The following is a 17,415-nucleotide window of genomic DNA, read 5'->3' on the forward strand; positions in this document are numbered from 1 at the left end:
TCAATTTCCATCAAAAGCAAAGGAGTCAGCAAAAAAGGCGACCGGTTTTACGCGGGCGCCTTTCTGGTTGGATTGAATGCTTACAGCAAATCGTATTGCTTGAGCTTTTTGCGCAAGGTGCCACGGTTGAGGCCCAGCAGCTCACTGGCTTTGGTCTGGTTGCCCTTGACGTAGTTCATCACGCTTTCGAGCAAGGGCGCCTCGACTTCGGAGAGCACCAGGTTGTACACGTCCGTGACGGAAGCGCCCTCAAGGTGGGCGAAATAATTGTGCAGCGCCTTCTCGACACTCCCGCGAAGGGTCTGGCCTTCTTCGCTCGGCGTGTTGAGGTGCTGTTTCAAATTGACGTTGTCGCTCACGGGTGCTGTTCCACTCACTAAAGTCTCGGTCATCATCGTCATGCGGCCACCCCTTCTGCGTCCCCTGCTCTCAGGCTCTTGTCTCGTTCGGCAAAAAACTCACGAACGGCGGTGACCTGTGCTTGCGTTTCATCCAAACGATTGAACCCGGCGCGAAACTCCCTGGCGCCCGGCAGGGTTGCGAGATACCAACCCACATGCTTGCGAGCAATGCGCACGCCCATTACGTCTCCATAGAAGATGTGCAGGGCAGCCAGATGCTCTAGCAGAATACGTTCCACCTCGACCAATTCCGGTGCAGGCAAGACTTCGCCGGTACGCAGAAAATGCTCGATCTCACGAAAAATCCATGGTCGCCCCTGGGCGGCCCGGCCAATCAACAAGCCATCGGCACCGGTGGCGTGCAGCACGCGCCGGGCTTTCTCGGCTGAGTCGATATCGCCATTGGCAAAGACCGGCATCGACACCGCCTGCTTGATCGCGGCAATGGTGTCGTACTCGGCAACACCTGTGTATAGGTCGGCGCGGGTGCGGCCATGCACCGCCAACGCTGTAATGCCTGCCTGTTCGGCAATCTTCGCCACCGTCAGGCCGTTCTTGTTGTCCCGGTCCCAGCCGGTACGAATCTTCAGGGTGACCGGCACATCCACTGCGGCGACAACGGCCTGCAGGATCTCGGCTACCAATTGCTCATCTTTCAACAGCGCGGAACCGGCGGCCTTGTTGCAGACCTTCTTGGCCGGGCAGCCCATATTGATGTCGATGATCTGTGCGCCCAACTCCACGTTGGCCCGGGCCGCATCCGCCAGCATCTGTGCATCCCCACCGGCGATCTGTACCGAGCGGGGCTCGGGATCACCTTCGTGGATCATGCGCATCCGCGATTTGCGGGTGTTCCACAAGCTCATGTCGCTGGTGACCATTTCAGAGACTACTAGACCCGCGCCCAAACGCTTGCACAGCTGACGAAAGGGCTGGTCGGTGACGCCCGCCATCGGGGCGAGGATCAAGCCGTTTTGCAATGTATATGGGCCGATGCGTACCGCCGACATAGGACTTCCCTGTTGTGGGGCCGGATCATTAGAGTTCGAAAAAGGGTTGGCATGATACCCGCTCTCGATGACTGGATAAAGGCTGAATTGGATAAAATCTGAACAGTTATTTCTTTATCGCCACCGGTTTGGTTGCGCAGCGCCAAGTCAATAATCTGCCGTCAAACCTCGGCGTGGGTGCCGCTTCACTCGGGCGAGTGAAAACTCAGGCTGTAATTCACGGCTTTATTGCCTGGGTCGAGGATATCCAGGGAGATATGGATCGGCGTCTGCGAAGGCATTTCGCTCACCCCGGCCAGCTCGCCACTGAGGTATTCGGCCGGTTTGAAGCGACGACTGGCAATCAGGTTGCCGTTCAAGTCGGCAAAGCGCAGCTCCAGCAGCGGGAAAGGCTGGGTGAACGTGGCACGGTTATAGATGATTGCATCCACGACCAGCGCCCCGGCGAACTCGGGGTTGCTGCGTACCACCAGGTTACTGCTCTTGATATGTGCGATATCGACCCGTGATGGCACGGTGCAGCCCAGGGTCGGGCACAACTGCTGGAACCACGGGCGATAGGCGTCCTGACGGGCCAGGTCGTCGAATTGGTAGGCGATGTACTGGCCAGCGAGGCCCGCGGCAGCCAGCAAGACCAGAATTATCCAAATGAGGCGGCGGCCCCAGCTGGACGGACGTTTCTGCGCGTAAAGATGCAGTGGGTCGTCTTCCAGGTCCTGGAGCACGTCGTCGTGAGCGCTGGCTTCGGGGCGCGGGCGCTTGCGACGCGGTTGAGGGCGTTCTCCGGGTCCCGGCTCGTCGGTAGCGGCGGCCAGAGGCGTGAATGGCGGGTCGAGATCGTCATCGTTCGGAACGGGGCGCAGTGGCGGCTCTTCGTCGAGATCGTCGGTGTGAAACGACATGGAAGGCTCGGTGCGCTGCTTGGTCGCAGCTGCCTTGGCCGGTTCCGGCTGGTCTTGCGGTGCGTGGGCGCGTTCTTCGGGCGTTTCGCTGAACAGGCTGGCGGCCCATTTTTCTTCCTCGGCCTTGACGGTGCCGCGGGTGGCGCTGAGCGCGTCGTCAGGTTGCCGACGGTCAGCGCTGGCCTGCCGGCGCTCCGCGCTCAACGGCTGAGTGTGCTGGATCTCGCGGCGCTCAAGCTTGGCCAGCTCTTCGTCGAGGTCCAGGTTGTCCAGGTCGAGCTCTTCGGCGGTCCACTGTTTCTGGCTGATGGCGCGTCGCCCCTCAGGCGCGAGCTCAATGGCTTTTTCAGCGGCCGACGGCATTTCCGGTTCTGCCGCCGACGCGTTGGCGCGCTGTTCCAGCAACTGGCGCACCGCGTTGAACACTTGCAGGCATGAGCCGCAGCGCACCACGCCACGGGCCACGTTCAATTGAGCGTGGCTGACGCGAAAGCGCGCTTGGCAATGTGGGCACTGGGTGACGAAACTGTCGGTCATGCGGCCATCCGATTCAGGCAAGCGCTCATTCTAGCGCCGACGACCACTGATGCGTACCCAGCCATCACGGTTGGCGATCGGGTCCAGCTCGAAATCCTTGGCGTAGGCCGCTGCCACGTCCTCACCTTGCTCGGCGAGGATGCCCGACAGCGCCAGGCGGCCGCCCGGCTTGACCAGGCTCGACAGCTGCGGCGCCAGCGATACCAGCGGCCCGGCGAGGATGTTGGCGACCAGCACATCGGCCTGCACCTGGGGCAATTGCTCCGGCAGGTAGAGTGGGAATTTGCCTTCAGGGATGTTGTTGCGTCCGGCGTTATCGCGGGAGGCTTCCAGGGCTTGCACGTCGATGTCGGTGCCCACGGCTTCCTTGGCGCCCAGCAGCAGGGCGGCAATTGCCAGGATCCCCGAGCCGCAGCCAAAGTCCAGCACGTTGCAGTCGGTCAGGTCCTGGCCGTCGAGCCATTCCAGGCAGAGTGCGGTGGTGGGGTGGGTGCCGGTGCCGAACGCCAGGCCCGGGTCGAGCAGCAGGTTGACCGCGTCCGGCTCAGGCGCAGCGTGCCAGCTCGGCACGATCCACAGGCGCTGGCCGAAACGCATCGGCTGGAAGTTGTCCATCCAGCTGCGTTCCCAGTCCTGGTCTTCGATCACTTCGCTGTGGTGCTCGGGCAGCGGGCTGCCGGTGAGCAGTTGCATATGGGCCAGCACGGCGGCGGCATCGGTGCCGTCTTCGAACAGGGCCAGCAGGTGGGTGTGCGACCACAGCGGGGTGGTGTTGAGCTCGGGTTCGAAGATCGGTTGGTCTTCGGCGTCCATAAAGGTCACCGAGACAGCGCCCACTTCAAGGAAAGCGTCTTCGTAGGTTTCGGCTTGTTCTGGGCTGATGGCGAGACGGACTTGCAGCCAAGGCATGGCGGGCACCTTTGAAAAAATGAGTGTGCAGCGGGAAGGGGCTGCGAAAGGGCGCAAGTTTACGCGAGCGTGGGGAAGAAGACGACTGTGCTGACTGAACGCAGGCCAAATGTGGGAGCGGGTTTGCTCGCTAAAGCGGTAGATCAGTTAAAGATGCATTGACTGACACACCGCATTCGCGAGCAAGCCCGCTCCCACATTTTGATTTGTGTACATCCGCCTGAAACCGGAGGCCCACAAACAACAAAGCCGCCCGAAGGCGGCTGTGTTGGGTGGAGCACTTACTGGTTAGCCAGCTTGTGTTCCAGGTAGTGAATGTTCACACCACCTTCGCAGAAGCCTTCATCGCGAACCAGATCCCGATGCAACGGGATGTTGGTCTTGATGCCGTCTACCACGATTTCGTCCAGGGCGTTACGCATACGGGCCATGGCCTCGTCGCGGGTGGCGCCCCAGGTGATCAGCTTGCCGATCAGCGAGTCGTAGTTGGACGGAACCTTGTAGCCGCTGTACAGGTGCGAATCGACGCGAACGCCGTTGCCGCCCGGAGCATGGAAATGCTTGACCAGGCCAGGGCTTGGGATAAAGGTTTTCGGGTCTTCGGCGTTGATCCGGCACTCCAGGGAGTGGCCGTGGATCTTCACGTCGTCCTGGGTGAAGGACAACACATTGCCTGCGGCGATGCTGAGCATCTCCTTGACGATGTCGATACCGGTAACCATCTCCGACACCGGGTGCTCTACCTGCACACGAGTGTTCATCTCGATGAAGTAGAAACGGCCGTTCTCGTAAAGAAACTCGAACGTACCGGCGCCACGGTAGTTGATGTCGATGCAGGCCTTGACGCAACGAGCCAGAACTTCCTGGCGCGCGGTTTCATCCAGGCCCGGTGCCGGTGCTTCTTCCAGTACCTTCTGGTGACGACGTTGCAGCGAGCAATCGCGGTCGCCCAGGTGGATGGCGTGGCCTTGGCCGTCGGACAGCACCTGCACTTCCACGTGACGTGGGTTGGTCAGGTACTTCTCCAGGTAGACCATCGGGTTGCCGAACCAGGCGCCCGCTTCGGAGCGAGTCTGCTTGGCGGCTTCGATCAGGTCTTCTTCCTTGTGCACCACGCGCATGCCGCGACCACCACCGCCACCGGCGGCCTTGATGATCACCGGGTAGCCGACTTCGCGACCAATGCGCAGAGCGGTTTCTTCGTCTTCAGGCAGCGGGCCGTCGGAACCTGGAACGGTTGGCACACCGGCGGCGATCATGGCGTCCTTGGCCGATACCTTGTCGCCCATCAGGCGAATGGTTTCGGCTTTCGGGCCAATGAAGGCAAACCCGGATTTTTCCACCTGTTCGGCGAAATCGGCGTTTTCCGCAAGGAAACCGTAGCCTGGGTGGATGCCATCAGCGCCGGTCACTTCAGCGGCCGCGATGATGTTGGAGACTTTCAGGTACGAGTTGGTCGCCAGTGGCGGGCCGATGCAAATGCTCTCGTCCGCCAGTTTCACGTGCATCAATTCGGTATCGGCCGTCGAGTAAACAGCGACGGTCTTGATGCCCTCTTCCTTACAGGCGCGCAGGATACGCAGCGCGATCTCGCCGCGGTTGGCGATCAGGACTTTTTGCAGTTTCTTCGCAGGTTTCAACATCGAAGGCGCTCCGCGGTTCAAACGATGGTGAACAGCGGCTGGTCGTACTCAACCGGCTGACCGTTTTCTACCAGGATGGATTCGATGACGCCGGCTTTTTCAGCCGTGATGTGGTTCATCATCTTCATCGCTTCAACGATGCAGATGGTGTCGCCCACTTTCACAGTCTTGCCGACTTCAACGAAGGCTGGCGAGGTGGGTGCCGGGGTGCGGTAGAACGTACCGACCATTGGCGACTTGACCACGAAGCCGTTCAGTACCGGCGCAGCCGGAGCGGCTGGAGCAGCGGCAGCAGGTGCGGCGGCCGGAGCAGCAGCGGCCGGCGCTGGCGCTTGCATTTGCGGTGCGTAGAACTGTTGAGCCGGGGTTTTGCTGTGACGGCTGATCCGTACGGACTCTTCGCCTTCCTTGATTTCCAGCTCGTCGATACCGGATTCTTCCAGCAGTTCGATCAGTTTCTTAACTTTACGGATATCCATGAATCATCAACTCCCAAGGGTCGGTCAGGGGCGCTTGGCCGGTTGTTCAAGCTGTTCCAGGGCGGCCTCCAGGGCCAGTCGGTAACCGCTGGCGCCAAGGCCGCAGATCACTCCTACCGCTACGTCGGAGAAGTAAGAGTGATGGCGGAAAGGTTCGCGTTTGTGCACGTTCGACAAATGCACTTCGATGAATGGGATGCTCACCGCCAGCAGCGCGTCACGTAATGCAACACTTGTGTGCGTAAATGCGGCGGGATTGATCAGGATAAAGTCCACGCCTTCGCTGCGCGCGGCATGGATGCGATCAATCAATTCGTACTCGGCATTGCTTTGCAGGTAGAGCAAATGGTGGCCGGCTTCACGTGCCCTGCGTTCCAGATCCAGGTTGATCTGCTCCAGGGTCACTGCCCCGTAGACGCCCGGTTCGCGGGTGCCAAGCAGGTTCAGATTGGGTCCGTGAAGAACCAGTAAGGTCGCCATCGGCTGTTCCTTGTTATTGATAGAGGTACGGCAGAACCCGGCGACTATGCCGCAAAGCCTTTGTGACTGTCCAGTTCTATGCAGTAGGCAGCACGATTAGCGAGGATTGCGCAAAATTTGTGACCGTGGCTCAGATTCCGGTCATGGGTAATACGCTCCGAAATCGGCGCGGATCCAATGTGGGAGCTGGCTTGCCTGCGATAGCGGTGGATCAGGCAGCCCATCTTGCACAGGCATACCGCCATCGCAGGCAAGCCAGCTCCCACAATTGATCTCCATCAAAGCAGAGGTCGGGGGTCAGACGCGGAAAGCCTGCACGGCCGTATTGAGCTGGCCACCCAGCACCAGCAAGTGTTCGCCTTGGCGACGCCCTTGGCCGATTCGCAGCAAATTGTCCTCACCCAACTGGTGAATCCGCTCGCTGTTATCGCGAATCTCGCTGACGGCACCACTCTGCTGCGCAGTCACATCGGCGATGCGCACCGCTGTCTCGGAAATCGTCTGTATCGCCCCGACAATTTCATCCAGCGCGCCATCCGCCGCCTGGGCTTGCTGGGCGGTGGCTTCGGCGTGTTCGACCTGGGCGCGCATGCCTTGCACCGATTGGTGGGCGGCGGTTTGCAGGCCGGCGATCAGGCTCTGGATTTCGGCGGTGGCGCCCGCGGTGCGTTGGGCCAGCGAGCGCACCTCATCGGCGACCACGGCAAACCCACGCCCGGCTTCACCGGCACGTGCGGCTTCGATGGCAGCGTTCAGCGCAAGCAGGTTGGTCTGGTCGGCAATCGCGCGAATCACCGTCAGCACACCGCCGATGGTGGCGGACTCCTCGGCGAGTTTTTCGATCATCTGCGCGTTTTGCTGCACTTCACCGACCAAGGCATGCAACCCGGTCAGGCTCAGGCCGATCACCCGCTGGCCCTGTTCCACGGCCTCGCCTGCGCTGCGGCTGGCATCGGCCGCCTGGCTGGCATCACCGGCCACTTGCTGGATTGTCGCCTCCAGTTCGCCCAGCGAGTCGCGGATCTGCGCGGTGTCCCCTGCCTGGCGCTCGGCACCGTCGTGCAGCCCGCTGCTCAGCTCGGCGAGCGCGCGGCTGCTGCCGGCAACTTCTTCGGCATTGCCGCGAATGGTGCCGACCAGGTCCACCAAATAAGCGCGCAGACGGTTAAGCGAGGCTTCGATATCGTGCAGTTCACGGTTGGTCTTGCCCAAGGCAATCGGCTGGCTGAAGTCGCCTTCGGCCCACGTGGACAAGGCCGGTGCCAGGTTGGTCAACACGCGAGCCAGGCGCCGTTGCAGGGTGTCGATCAGCAGCGCAATCAGCAGGATCAGGCCAATCATCAGGCCTTGCATCAGGCGTACTTCGCCCTGGATCTTGCCATGTTGCGCGCGCACCACCGGCTCCAGGCCCGCGATGGCGTGTTGCACGGCGGCGATTTTCAAGTGGGTGCTGTCGGCCAGCGCGGTGCGCGTTTGGATTTGGTCGCGGGTGCGTTTGAGTTCGGCGGGGTAGCGGGTCAGCAGGCTGTTGAGTTCGCGCTTGAGGTCGACGCCGGTGTCCTGCACCTCAGCTTTTTCGCTGTTTTCCAGGCCCATCATCGCGGAAAAGTCATCGGTGCTGGTTTCGGCGCTGGCCTTTACGCCCAGCAACGGTAACTGCGCCAAGAGGTCGGCCTGGGTGCGGATGCTGGCGACTTCGCGCTCCACATCAGCGGCCAATTCCGCGCGCCCGCTGCTCACCAACTTGTCGCGGGCCAGGGACAGTTTGCCCAGGTGTTGGGCCGCGGCCAGCAGCGGCGGCAAGTAACGTGCAGCGTCGGGTGAGTTGACGCCCATGGCGTACTGGCTCAATTGCTCCAGGTTCGCGCCCAATTCGCGCTCGGCTTGCAGCAACAACGCTTGCGGGTCGCCAGCCAGCTTGCCGGCGGCGAGCAGCTCGGTTTTGCTGAAGGTGTCCAGGTCGACCAGGCTGGGGCGCAGGTTTTGCGCAAGGTCAGCCGGTAATTCATCCAAATGCTGCAAGAGGTTTTCCAGGCTCTGGCCGGCACCGCTCAAGCGCAGGGCGTCGCCGCTGGCCAGGTAGTCGTCGATGTTGCGCGCGGCCTGGTTCTGAAAGGTTTGCGACAGGCCCAGGTAGCGTTCCATCAGCAAATACGGGCGTTCCAGCGCCCGTTGCGACCACCACAGCGTCGCGCCAAGGGCCAGGCATACGGCCACCAGAAGAAGGGTATTCAGATTGGTCAGCAGCTTCAGGCGCATGCGTGGTTTCAACCGACAGCAGAAGATAAGTGCCTGAAGTTATTGCGTTTCCATTACAAAGTTATGACGGAATCAGTGAATTCCGGTGAAAAGGTGGCACTTTGCTTTGACGTGCGCGCGGCTTGCACGCGGTTACGCCCAGCGTGCTTGGCGCGGTACAGCGCCTCATCCGCCTGGGCGGCCATCATCAGGCTGTCGGAACCGTCGCACAGCTCCACCAACCCGGCGCTGAAGGTGCACCACAAATCCTGCGGTTGGGCCGGGTAATGGATTTCGGCAAAGCGCCCGCGGATTTCGTCCAGCACCTTGCAGGCCGATTCCAGGTCGGTGTCGGGCATCACGATGGCGAATTCTTCACCGCCGTAGCGGCCGATGTAGTCGGTCTTGCGCAAACGCTGCTTGAGAAACAGCGCCAGGCTCTTGATCACGCGGTCGCCCATGGGGTGGCCGTGGCTGTCATTGACCCGCTTGAAGTGGTCGATGTCGAGCATGGCAAAGCTCAACGGCTTGTTCTCGCGGCGCGCGCGGAAGCTGCAGTCTTCGAGCAGTTGCAGGATGTGGGTGTGGTTGTACAGCCCGGTCAGGCTGTCACGGACCATTCGCGCCTTGAGGTGGCGCGCGCGGGCGGCGCGGTTGCGCACGGTGGTGATCAGGTGGCGCGGCTTGATCGGCTTGGTGAGGAAGTCGTCGCCGCCTTCGCTCATGGCGTCCAGCTGCTTGTCCAGGTCGTCTTCGGCCGACAGGTAGATAATCGGCACGCTGACGTAACGGTCGTTGTGGCGAATCACCTTGGCCAGCTCGGTGCCGGTGCAGGCGGGCATGTACATGTCGAGAATGATCAGGTCCGGCTGGAAATCCGCCAGCTCGGCCATGGCCTGGATCGGCTCGATCAAGGTGCGCGTGACGATGCCGGCGCTGTTGAGCAGGCGTTCGGTGTGCAGCGCCTGGGCACGCGAGTCGTCGATGATCAAGACTTTATAAGGCTCGTACTGCGCGACGCAGGTCAGCACTTCGATTTTTTCCAGCAGGCTCGAGGCTTCGAGGGTGCCGGTGAGGAACTCCTGGCCGCCGGCGCGCACGGCGGCCAGGCGCGTCGGGGTGTCGGTTTCATGCAGGCTGAAAAACAGCAGCGGCAGCTTTTGTTCCAGGCCTTCCTGGGCTTCGGCGGCGAGCGTGAGGCCTAAACCCGGGCCGCAGAAATCCACGTCCATCACAATCGCCGAGGGCAGGCGCTCGGCCAAGGAGGCGCGAAACGCCGCCACACTGTCGAGTGGCTGGGCGCTCATGCCAAAGAATTCCAGCTGCTTGGCCAGGCGCTCGGCACGGTCGTGATCGGCCAGCATCACGTAGATCGGTTTGCGCATCGGCGGCAGGAAGGTTTGCTCAAGTTGATCACCCTGGCGCAGGCCGGTGCGGGACAGGCGCTGCATCAGGCGATTGAGTTCGGTGATGACCTGGCTGCTCAGGCGGCCGCGATTTTCGTCGACCGCCTTGAGCGATTCGCCAATATGCCGCGCCAGCTGACCGTGCTCCGGCTGTTCGAAACGCTCGGCAAAGCGCAGCAGGCGCAGGTTGGCTTCGCTGAGCTCGGACAAGTCGGTGTTCGACCATTCGCTGCGTTGCAGGCGTTGCCAGATCTCAAGAATTTGACGTGCCTGATGAATTACCCGCTGGGCAAAATGGTGCTTGAGACGCTCACGGCTGGGGTCTTCTGACTCGGTCATATCCTGACTACTAGTTAGGGTGCATGCTGAGGTCGACTGATGGCTCTATGCTAGCACCTCTTTTCTTCTCCATGAGTGTCATACGTCAATTAAGTACAAGTCTGTCGTATTCAGTTTTTGACTTTGTGGTCGCGCTACGTAAAAAGCGTGCATGCTTTATAGTCGAACATCTGTGGCGCGCCACTTTGGTTAAAAGCCCCGCACCGATGGGCACGATGGGGTAGGGTTGTGGTCGGAGTGTTTGAACGCACCCGGACAAATGACGTGCATGAACTCAAGTGATTGAAAGGATATCGCCATGCTGGACTGGAAAAACCGCGCAGGCAGTGCCAAAGGCCCCGCCCCTGAGCCCAAGTCGGCCAACCGTAGCTACGTTCGCAACCTGGTGATGAGCCGAGCCGTGCTCAGCGTGCTGGGCTTGTACCTGTTGGTCACCGGCGCCCTGGGTTGGTACTGGAGCGAGGAGCCGGCGCTGTTCCCGGTCCAGCAGAATGCCCAGCTTGCCGCCGAGAAGGAAGGCAAGCAGATGGTGGTGGGTTACACCACCGTCGAAACCCTCAAGACCGTGGTCGGCACCTTGCTGAACAAGCCCGGTGGCTACATTTCCAATGACCGTTTCCCGCCAGGCCTGTGGATGGACAACATGCCGAGCTGGGAATACGGCGTGCTGGTGCAGGTGCGTGACCTGACCCGCGCCCTGCGTAAAGACTTCGCACGCTCCCAGTCGCAGTCGGCTGAAGACGCTGACTTGGCCAAGGCCGAGCCGCGTTTCAACTTTGACAACAAGAGCTGGGTGCTGCCGTCCAGCGAGTCGGAATACCAGGAAGGCATCAATTCCCTGAGCCGCTACGAAGCGCGCCTGTCGGACCCCAACCAGCGCGGCGCGCTGTTCTATGCGCGTGCCGACAACCTGAACAACTGGTTGGGCGATGTCGCCACCCGTTTGGGTTCATTGTCGCAACGCCTGTCGGCCAGTGTTGGCCGGGTCAAGCTGAACACCGCACTGAAAACCGAAGCCCTGGCGCCGGGTGAAGTGCCGCAAGTCGATGAAGAAGTGGTGGAAACGCCATGGATGCAGATCGACAACGTGTTCTACGAAGCCCGTGGCCAGGCGTGGGCCTTGTCCCACTTGCTGCGCGCCATCGAAGTCGACTTTGCCGACGTACTGGCCAAGAAAAACGCCACCGTCAGCGTGCGCCAGATCATTCGTGAGCTGGAAGCCTCGCAGGAACCGGTTTGGAGCCCTATGATTCTTAACGGCAGTGGCTTTGGCATCCTCGCCAACCACTCGTTGGTCATGGCCAACTATATTTCCCGGGCAAACGCTGCAGTTATAGATTTGCGTCAGCTCCTCAACCAGGGGTGATTGATGGACGCTACTCAAAAGGAGGCCGCACACCGTGTGGCCTCCGATGCTGAACTGATCTGCTGGGTCGACGAGCAGGACAACCTGCTCGGCCACCTCGTCAGGTCCGACCTGCGCAAGCGCGGCCTGATCGGCCGTTGCACCTTTATCTTCCTGTTCAATTCAGCCGGTGAGCTGTGTGTGCACCGGCGCACCCTGAGCAAAGCCTTGTATCCGGGTTTCTGGGACACGGCGGCCGGTGGCATGGTCGCGGCCGGCGAGAGCTACGCCGATTCGGCGGCCCGTGAGCTGGAAGAAGAACTCGGGGTTCGCGGCGTGAAACTGGTCGAGCATGACCATTTCTACTTCGAGGAGAGCGACAGCCGGCTCTGGTGCAAATCCTATTCCGCAATCTGGGACGGCCCGTTGCACCTGCAGCCTGAAGAGGTCATGGAAGCGCGTTTTTTACCCCTTGAAATTGTCCTACAGGAAGCTGAGCAAAAACCTTACTGCCCGGACGCTCAAGAGGGCTTGCGGCGCTATCTGGCCTCGCGTCGCTAAAGTTGCATAAATTGGCGCTATTTGGCCCTTAGCAAGTCGGCTTTTTGCCGTTACACTGCGCGACTTTTCACCCGAACCACCTTTGTGGTTCGGTAGCGCTGCCCCTGCCTGAGTGGGGCTTCGCGGTCGGTGATGCGCCTGGCGAGCACCGATCAGTCTTTGTCCTCCCAAGAGGATTGCCGGTGGCCAAAAAAGCCGCATCCTTCGCCGCCCTTGGTGGCCTGGTATTTTCCACCGACGCAGGTCGACACTGCCCGGACTGTCGTCAGCCCGTGGACGCGTGCATCTGCAAACAAACCCTGATCCCTGAAGGCGACGGTATTGCCCGCGTGCGACGCGAGAGCAAAGGCCGTGGCGGCAAGACGGTGACCACCATCACCGGCGCGCCGCTTGCAGAAGACGCTCTCAAGGAATTGGCCACTGCGCTGAAAAAACGTTGTGGCACCGGTGGCGCGTTGAAAGACGGGGTCATCGAGATTCAGGGCGATCACGTCGAGTTGCTGTTGGCCGAGCTGATCAAGCTCGGGTACAAGGCCAAGAAGTCCGGCGGCTGAAAGCCTCTTCCCAACCTGTGTCTAAACTCTGTCCTGCGAGTGAGGTCTTACCTGCTTACAGGCAAATCGTCATTTTCATTCTTTAGACTGCGCCAGCCTCAAACCAGGGGCGGCGCCTTCGCCTTCATTTATAGGGGACTTCGATGTCCGTACGACGCACACGCAAAGACGATGGCAGCCAATGGACAGTTGCGGACAGCCGCAGTGTTTACGGGATTCGCCATTGGGGGGCCGGGTATTTCGCGATCAATGAAGCCGGTCGCGTTGAAGTCCGTCCGAACGGCCCGAACAGCACACCTGTCGACCTGTACGAGCAAGTCGACGAGCTGCGTAAAAGCGGCCTGTCCTTGCCGCTGCTGGTGCGCTTCCCCGACATCCTGCAAGACCGCGTGCGCCAGTTGACCGGTGCCTTCGACGCCAACATCGAGCGCCTGGAGTACCAGAGCAAGTACACCGCGCTGTACCCGATCAAGGTGAACCAGCAGGAAGCGGTGATCGAGAACATCATTGCCACCCAGGACGTGTCCATCGGCCTGGAAGCCGGTTCCAAGCCTGAGCTGCTGGCCGTGCTGGCCCTGGCACCGAAGGGCGGCACCATCGTGTGCAACGGTTACAAAGACCGTGAGTTCATCCGCCTGGCGCTGATGGGCCAGAAGCTCGGCCACAATGTGTTCATCGTGATCGAGAAAGAATCCGAAGTGGCGCTGGTGATCGAAGAGGCGGCCAACCTCAAGGTCAAGCCACAGGTTGGCTTGCGCGTGCGCTTGTCGTCCCTGGCGTCGAGCAAATGGGCAGACACCGGTGGCGAGAAATCCAAGTTCGGTTTGTCGGCGGCGCAACTGCTGTCGGTGGTCGAGCGCTTCCGCGACGCCGGCCTCGACCAGGGCATCCGCCTGCTGCACTTCCACATGGGTTCGCAGATCGCCAACCTGGCCGACTACCAGCACGGGTTCAAGGAAGCCATTCGTTACTACGGCGAACTGCGCAACCTCGGCCTGCCGGTGGACCACATTGACGTCGGTGGTGGCCTGGGCGTGGACTACGACGGGACGCACTCGCGTAACGCCAGCTCGATCAACTACGACATGGACGACTACGCCGGTGTGGTTGTGGGCATGCTCAAGGAATTCTGCGACGCGCAGAGCCTGCCGCACCCGAACATCTTTTCCGAAAGCGGCCGTTCCCTGACCGCCCACCATGCCATGCTGGTGGTGCAAGTCACCGACGTCGAGAAACACAACGACGAAATCCCGCTGATCGAGAACAAGGAAAACCTGCCGGAAACCGTGCAGTGGCTGGTCGACCTGTTGGGCCCGACCGACATTGAGATGGTCACCGAAACCTACTGGCGCGCCACGCACTACATGAGCGACGTGGCCACCCAGTACGCTGACGGCAAGATCACCCTGGCCGAAAAAGCCCTGGCCGAGCAGTGCTACTTTGCCGTGTGCCGTCGCCTGCACGACTCGCTCAAAGCCCGTCAACGCTCGCACCGCCAAGTGCTCGACGAGCTCAACGACAAGCTCGCCGACAAGTACATCTGCAACTTCTCGGTATTCCAGAGCCTGCCGGACACCTGGGCTATCGGCCAGGTATTGCCGATCCTGCCGCTGCACCGTCTCAACGAAGAGCCGCTGCGCCGCGCCGTGCTGCAGGATTTGACCTGCGACTCCGACGGCAAGATCAAGCAGTACGTCGACGAGCAGAGCATCGAGACCAGCTTGCCGGTGCACGCCTTGAACGAAGGTGAAGACTACCTGCTGGGCATCTTCCTGGTCGGCGCTTACCAGGAGATTCTCGGTGATATGCACAACCTGTTCGGTGACACCGACTCGGTGAACATCTACCAGCGTGAAGACGGTTCGGTGTACAGCGCCGGTATCGAGACCCACGACACCATCGAAGACATGCTGCGCTACGTGCACTTGTCGCCGGAGGAACTGATGACGCATTACCGTGACAAGTGCGCGAGCGCCAAGATCAGTGCCAGTGAGCGCACGCAGTTCCTGGACGCGCTGCGTCTTGGTTTGACGCGGTCTTCGTACTTGTCTTCGTAACTGCCCGGCTCTTAATGTGGAGCCGGGCTTGTGTGGGAGCTGGCTTGCCTGCGATAGCATCACCGCGGACTGTTTGGTCGATCGCGGTGCCTGCATCGCGGGCAAGCCCGGCTCCCACATTTAGATTTTCGTTTGGTAGTACCTTCTGTGTGAGGTCTGAACGATGTCGAGCAAATGGCTGCAAGCCTTCACCCTGGCATTCGCCGCATTCCTGGCGGCCTGCTCCCCCATCAAAGTGCTCAACGCACTCACGCCCTCCAGCACCTTCACCAAAACCTCCTCCATTGCCTACGGTGCCGACCCGCGCCAAACGCTCGATATCTACCGCCCCGTCAACGCCTTGCCCAACGCCCCGGTTGTGGTGTTCTTCTACGGCGGCAGCTGGAACAGCGGCGCCAAGGACGACTACGGTTTTGTCGGCGAAGCCCTGGCCTCACGCGGCATCGTGGTGGTGATTGCCGATTACCGGCTCTACCCACAAGTGCGTTACCCACTGTTCCTGCAGGACAACGCCAAGGCCGTCGCCTGGACCTATCAACACATCGCCGACTACGGCGCCGACCCCAAGCAGCTGTACCTGATGGGCCACAGCTCCGGTGCCTACAATGCGTCGATGCTGGCGCTGGATGCGCGCTGGCTCAACGAAGTGAATTTGTCGCCGTCGATGCTCAAAGGCTGGATCGGCCTGGCCGGGCCGTATGACTTCCTGCCGATTGAAAACCCCGACGTGAGGCCGGTGTTTTTCTTTCCCGACTCACCACCGGATTCCCAGCCGATCAACCATGTCAGCCACGATGCGCCGCCGAGTCTATTGATCGCGTCGGTGAGCGACACGCTGGTCAACCCCACGCGCAATACCGGTGGGCTGGCAAAAAAACTGCGCGCAGCGGACGTGCCGGTTGAAGCGTTTTACTTCACCAGGACCAGCCACGCGACACTGGTGGCGGCTATCTCTCGACCCTTACGCTGGCTGGCGCCGGTGCTGGACCGTGTCACGGCCTTTATCCAAGCCACTGATTCTGCCGATTCAAGCGCCAGGCAATCGCCCACAAAGTAAGGCTGCGCAGAGCCATGAACAGCAGGAAGGTTACCCACAGCCCGTGGTTGCCGTACTGCTGCAGCGCCCAGGCGAATGGCAGCAGCAGCACCACGGTGAGCAGCATGCCGTTGCGCATTTCACGCGCGCGGGTGGCGCCGATGAACAGGCCGTCGAGCAAGTAACTCCACACCGCAATCAACGGCAGCACGGCCAGATAGGGCAGGTAGATGTCGGCGGTTTCGCGCACGCTGGGGATGTCGGTTTGCATGGCGATAAACAGGTGGCCGGCGAAGGTGAACAACAGCGCGAACCCGACACTGGCGATCAACGACCAGCCGCAGGCGACCACCAGTGAGCGGCGCAACGCCTGACGGTCATGGGCGCCAATGGCATGGCCGCACAGGGCCTCAACGGCGTGCGCCAAACCGTCCAGGGCGTGGGCGGTCAGCAGCAGGCCGTTGAGCAGCAGCGCGTTGGCCGCGACCGTGGCGTCGCCCAAGCGCGCGCCTTGTACCGTGATCATGAAAAATACCGATTGCAACGCCAGGCTGCGGATAAAGATGTCACGGTTCACCGCCAGCAACGGGCGCCAACTTTCCCACACTTTTAACGCGGCCCAGGCGATGTGGCCGGGGTAGGCGCGCAGGGCTTTTTGCGTCAGTGCCAAGCCGAGCAGGGCGCCGGTCCATTCGGCGATGACCGAGGCGCGCGCAGAGCCGACCACGCCCCACTCCAGGCCGAGGACGAACCACAGGTTCAAGGCGATATTGACCAGGTTGGTGGTCAACAGGATCGCCAACGGCGCGCGTGCGTTTTGTGTGCCGAGGAACCAGCCGACCAAAGCATAGCTGGCCAGGGCGGCGGGCAGGCCGAACAGTCGGGTGTGGAAAAAATCGCGGGTCAGTTGATTCAGTTCGGCCGAAGGCTGCATCCACTCCAGGGCCAGGTGGCTCAACGGGATGCCGACGGTGCCCAGCAACATTGCCAAACCCAGTGCCAACAGCAACCCTTGCAGCAGGATTTGCCGCAGTGCGGCGCCGTCATTGCGCCCGGCGGCTTGGGCGGCAAAGCCGGTGGAGCCCATGCGCAGGAAGCCCATGGCCCAGGCGAGGAAGGTGTACAGGCTGGCACCGACGGCCACGGCACCCAGTTGGTGGGCGTGGGGCAGGTGGCCGATGACCATGCTGTCGACCAGGGCCACCAGCGGCACCGAGATGTTGGACAGGATCATCGGCGCGGCCAGCGCCCAGACGCGGCGATGGGTGGGGCGGTGGCGCCAGTCGGTGAGCAGGGAAGTCATGGAGGCTCCTTTGGGGAGCGGTATTGTAACTTGGCCCCAACTGCACCGCAGAACCAATGTGGGAGCGGGCTTGCTTGCGATGGCGGACTGTCAGTCAAAATAGTGATAGCTGACACACCGCTATCGCAGGCAAGCCAGCTCCCACATTTTGATCTTCAATGGCTGTGGGATTTGGTTGGGATAAACGAGGGGCAAGAACCAAACCACCCTCCGTC

General features: G+C 61.1%; 15 protein-coding genes. 5 read left to right on the forward strand and 10 right to left on the reverse strand.

All coding sequences use genetic code 11. The features are described 5' to 3' along the window. Positions 1-80: 80 nt before the first annotated feature. The 9 genes from fis to ACA065_RS03150 all read right to left on the reverse strand — a co-directional run bounded on the left by fis (position 81) and on the right by ACA065_RS03150 (position 10,344). Positions 81-401, reverse strand: a complete 321-nt coding sequence (gene fis, locus ACA065_RS03110) for a DNA-binding transcriptional regulator Fis (RefSeq protein ID WP_003221275.1) — start codon at positions 399-401, stop codon at positions 81-83. After that, the gene (dusB, locus tag ACA065_RS03115) at positions 398-1,411 is read right to left on the reverse strand and encodes a tRNA dihydrouridine synthase DusB (RefSeq protein ID WP_497693270.1); all 1,014 of its coding nucleotides are present in this window, start codon (positions 1,409-1,411) and stop codon (positions 398-400) included. The genes fis and dusB overlap by 4 nt, the downstream gene beginning before the upstream one ends. Before the next feature lie 185 nt (positions 1,412-1,596). After that, complete coding sequence (locus tag ACA065_RS03120) at positions 1,597-2,850, reverse strand: DUF3426 domain-containing protein (RefSeq protein WP_497693271.1); 1,254 nt, start codon at positions 2,848-2,850, stop codon at positions 1,597-1,599. Between the two features lie 30 nt (positions 2,851-2,880). Further along, entirely contained in the window at positions 2,881-3,759 is an 879-nt protein-coding gene (gene prmA, locus ACA065_RS03125) for a 50S ribosomal protein L11 methyltransferase (protein ID WP_497693272.1), read from the reverse strand. A gap of 281 nt (positions 3,760-4,040) precedes the next feature. Continuing rightward, a complete protein-coding gene (gene accC / locus ACA065_RS03130; protein WP_497693273.1) occupies positions 4,041-5,402 on the reverse strand; it encodes an acetyl-CoA carboxylase biotin carboxylase subunit in 1,362 nt (453 codons plus the stop codon). 17 nt (positions 5,403-5,419) lie between these two features. Continuing rightward, complete coding sequence (gene accB / locus ACA065_RS03135) at positions 5,420-5,881, reverse strand: acetyl-CoA carboxylase biotin carboxyl carrier protein (RefSeq protein WP_034117521.1); 462 nt, start codon at positions 5,879-5,881, stop codon at positions 5,420-5,422. A gap of 24 nt (positions 5,882-5,905) precedes the next feature. After that, a complete protein-coding gene (aroQ, locus tag ACA065_RS03140; RefSeq protein ID WP_497693274.1) occupies positions 5,906-6,361 on the reverse strand; it encodes a type II 3-dehydroquinate dehydratase in 456 nt (151 codons plus the stop codon). A 297-nt stretch (positions 6,362-6,658) separates the two neighbouring features. Then, positions 6,659-7,207, reverse strand: a complete 549-nt coding sequence (locus tag ACA065_RS03145; RefSeq protein WP_497695291.1) for a methyl-accepting chemotaxis protein — start codon at positions 7,205-7,207, stop codon at positions 6,659-6,661. A gap of 1,466 nt (positions 7,208-8,673) precedes the next feature. Next, positions 8,674-10,344, reverse strand: a complete 1,671-nt coding sequence (locus ACA065_RS03150; RefSeq protein ID WP_497693275.1) for a diguanylate cyclase — start codon at positions 10,342-10,344, stop codon at positions 8,674-8,676. A gap of 298 nt (positions 10,345-10,642) precedes the next feature. On the opposite strand from ACA065_RS03150, the gene ACA065_RS03155 reads away from it, so the two are divergent. The 5 genes from ACA065_RS03155 (at position 10,643) to ACA065_RS03175 (ending at position 15,918) form a co-directional block, all read left to right on the forward strand. Beyond that, positions 10,643-11,710 (forward strand): DUF2333 family protein, encoded by a 1,068-nt coding sequence (locus tag ACA065_RS03155; protein WP_497693276.1) that lies wholly within the window; start codon positions 10,643-10,645, stop codon positions 11,708-11,710. 3 nt (positions 11,711-11,713) lie between these two features. Next, the gene (locus tag ACA065_RS03160) at positions 11,714-12,250 is read left to right on the forward strand and encodes an NUDIX hydrolase (RefSeq protein ID WP_497693277.1); all 537 of its coding nucleotides are present in this window, start codon (positions 11,714-11,716) and stop codon (positions 12,248-12,250) included. 182 nt (positions 12,251-12,432) lie between these two features. Beyond that, entirely contained in the window at positions 12,433-12,804 is a 372-nt protein-coding gene (locus tag ACA065_RS03165; protein ID WP_497693278.1) for a translation initiation factor Sui1, read from the forward strand. Between the two features lie 143 nt (positions 12,805-12,947). After that, complete coding sequence (speA, locus tag ACA065_RS03170) at positions 12,948-14,861, forward strand: arginine decarboxylase (RefSeq protein ID WP_497693279.1); 1,914 nt, start codon at positions 12,948-12,950, stop codon at positions 14,859-14,861. A 163-nt stretch (positions 14,862-15,024) separates the two neighbouring features. Then, positions 15,025-15,918, forward strand: a complete 894-nt coding sequence (locus tag ACA065_RS03175) for an alpha/beta hydrolase (protein ID WP_497693280.1) — start codon at positions 15,025-15,027, stop codon at positions 15,916-15,918. Here ACA065_RS03175 and ACA065_RS03180 read toward each other — a convergent pair. After that, positions 15,863-17,200 carry an MATE family efflux transporter gene (locus tag ACA065_RS03180; RefSeq protein WP_497693281.1) on the reverse strand — a complete coding sequence of 446 codons (1,338 nt, stop codon included), beginning with the start codon at positions 17,198-17,200 and terminating at the stop codon, positions 15,863-15,865. The genes ACA065_RS03175 and ACA065_RS03180 overlap by 56 nt on opposite strands. Between the last annotated feature and the right edge of the window lie 215 nt (positions 17,201-17,415).

The organism is Pseudomonas sp. LBUM1640, from assembly GCF_059716225.1.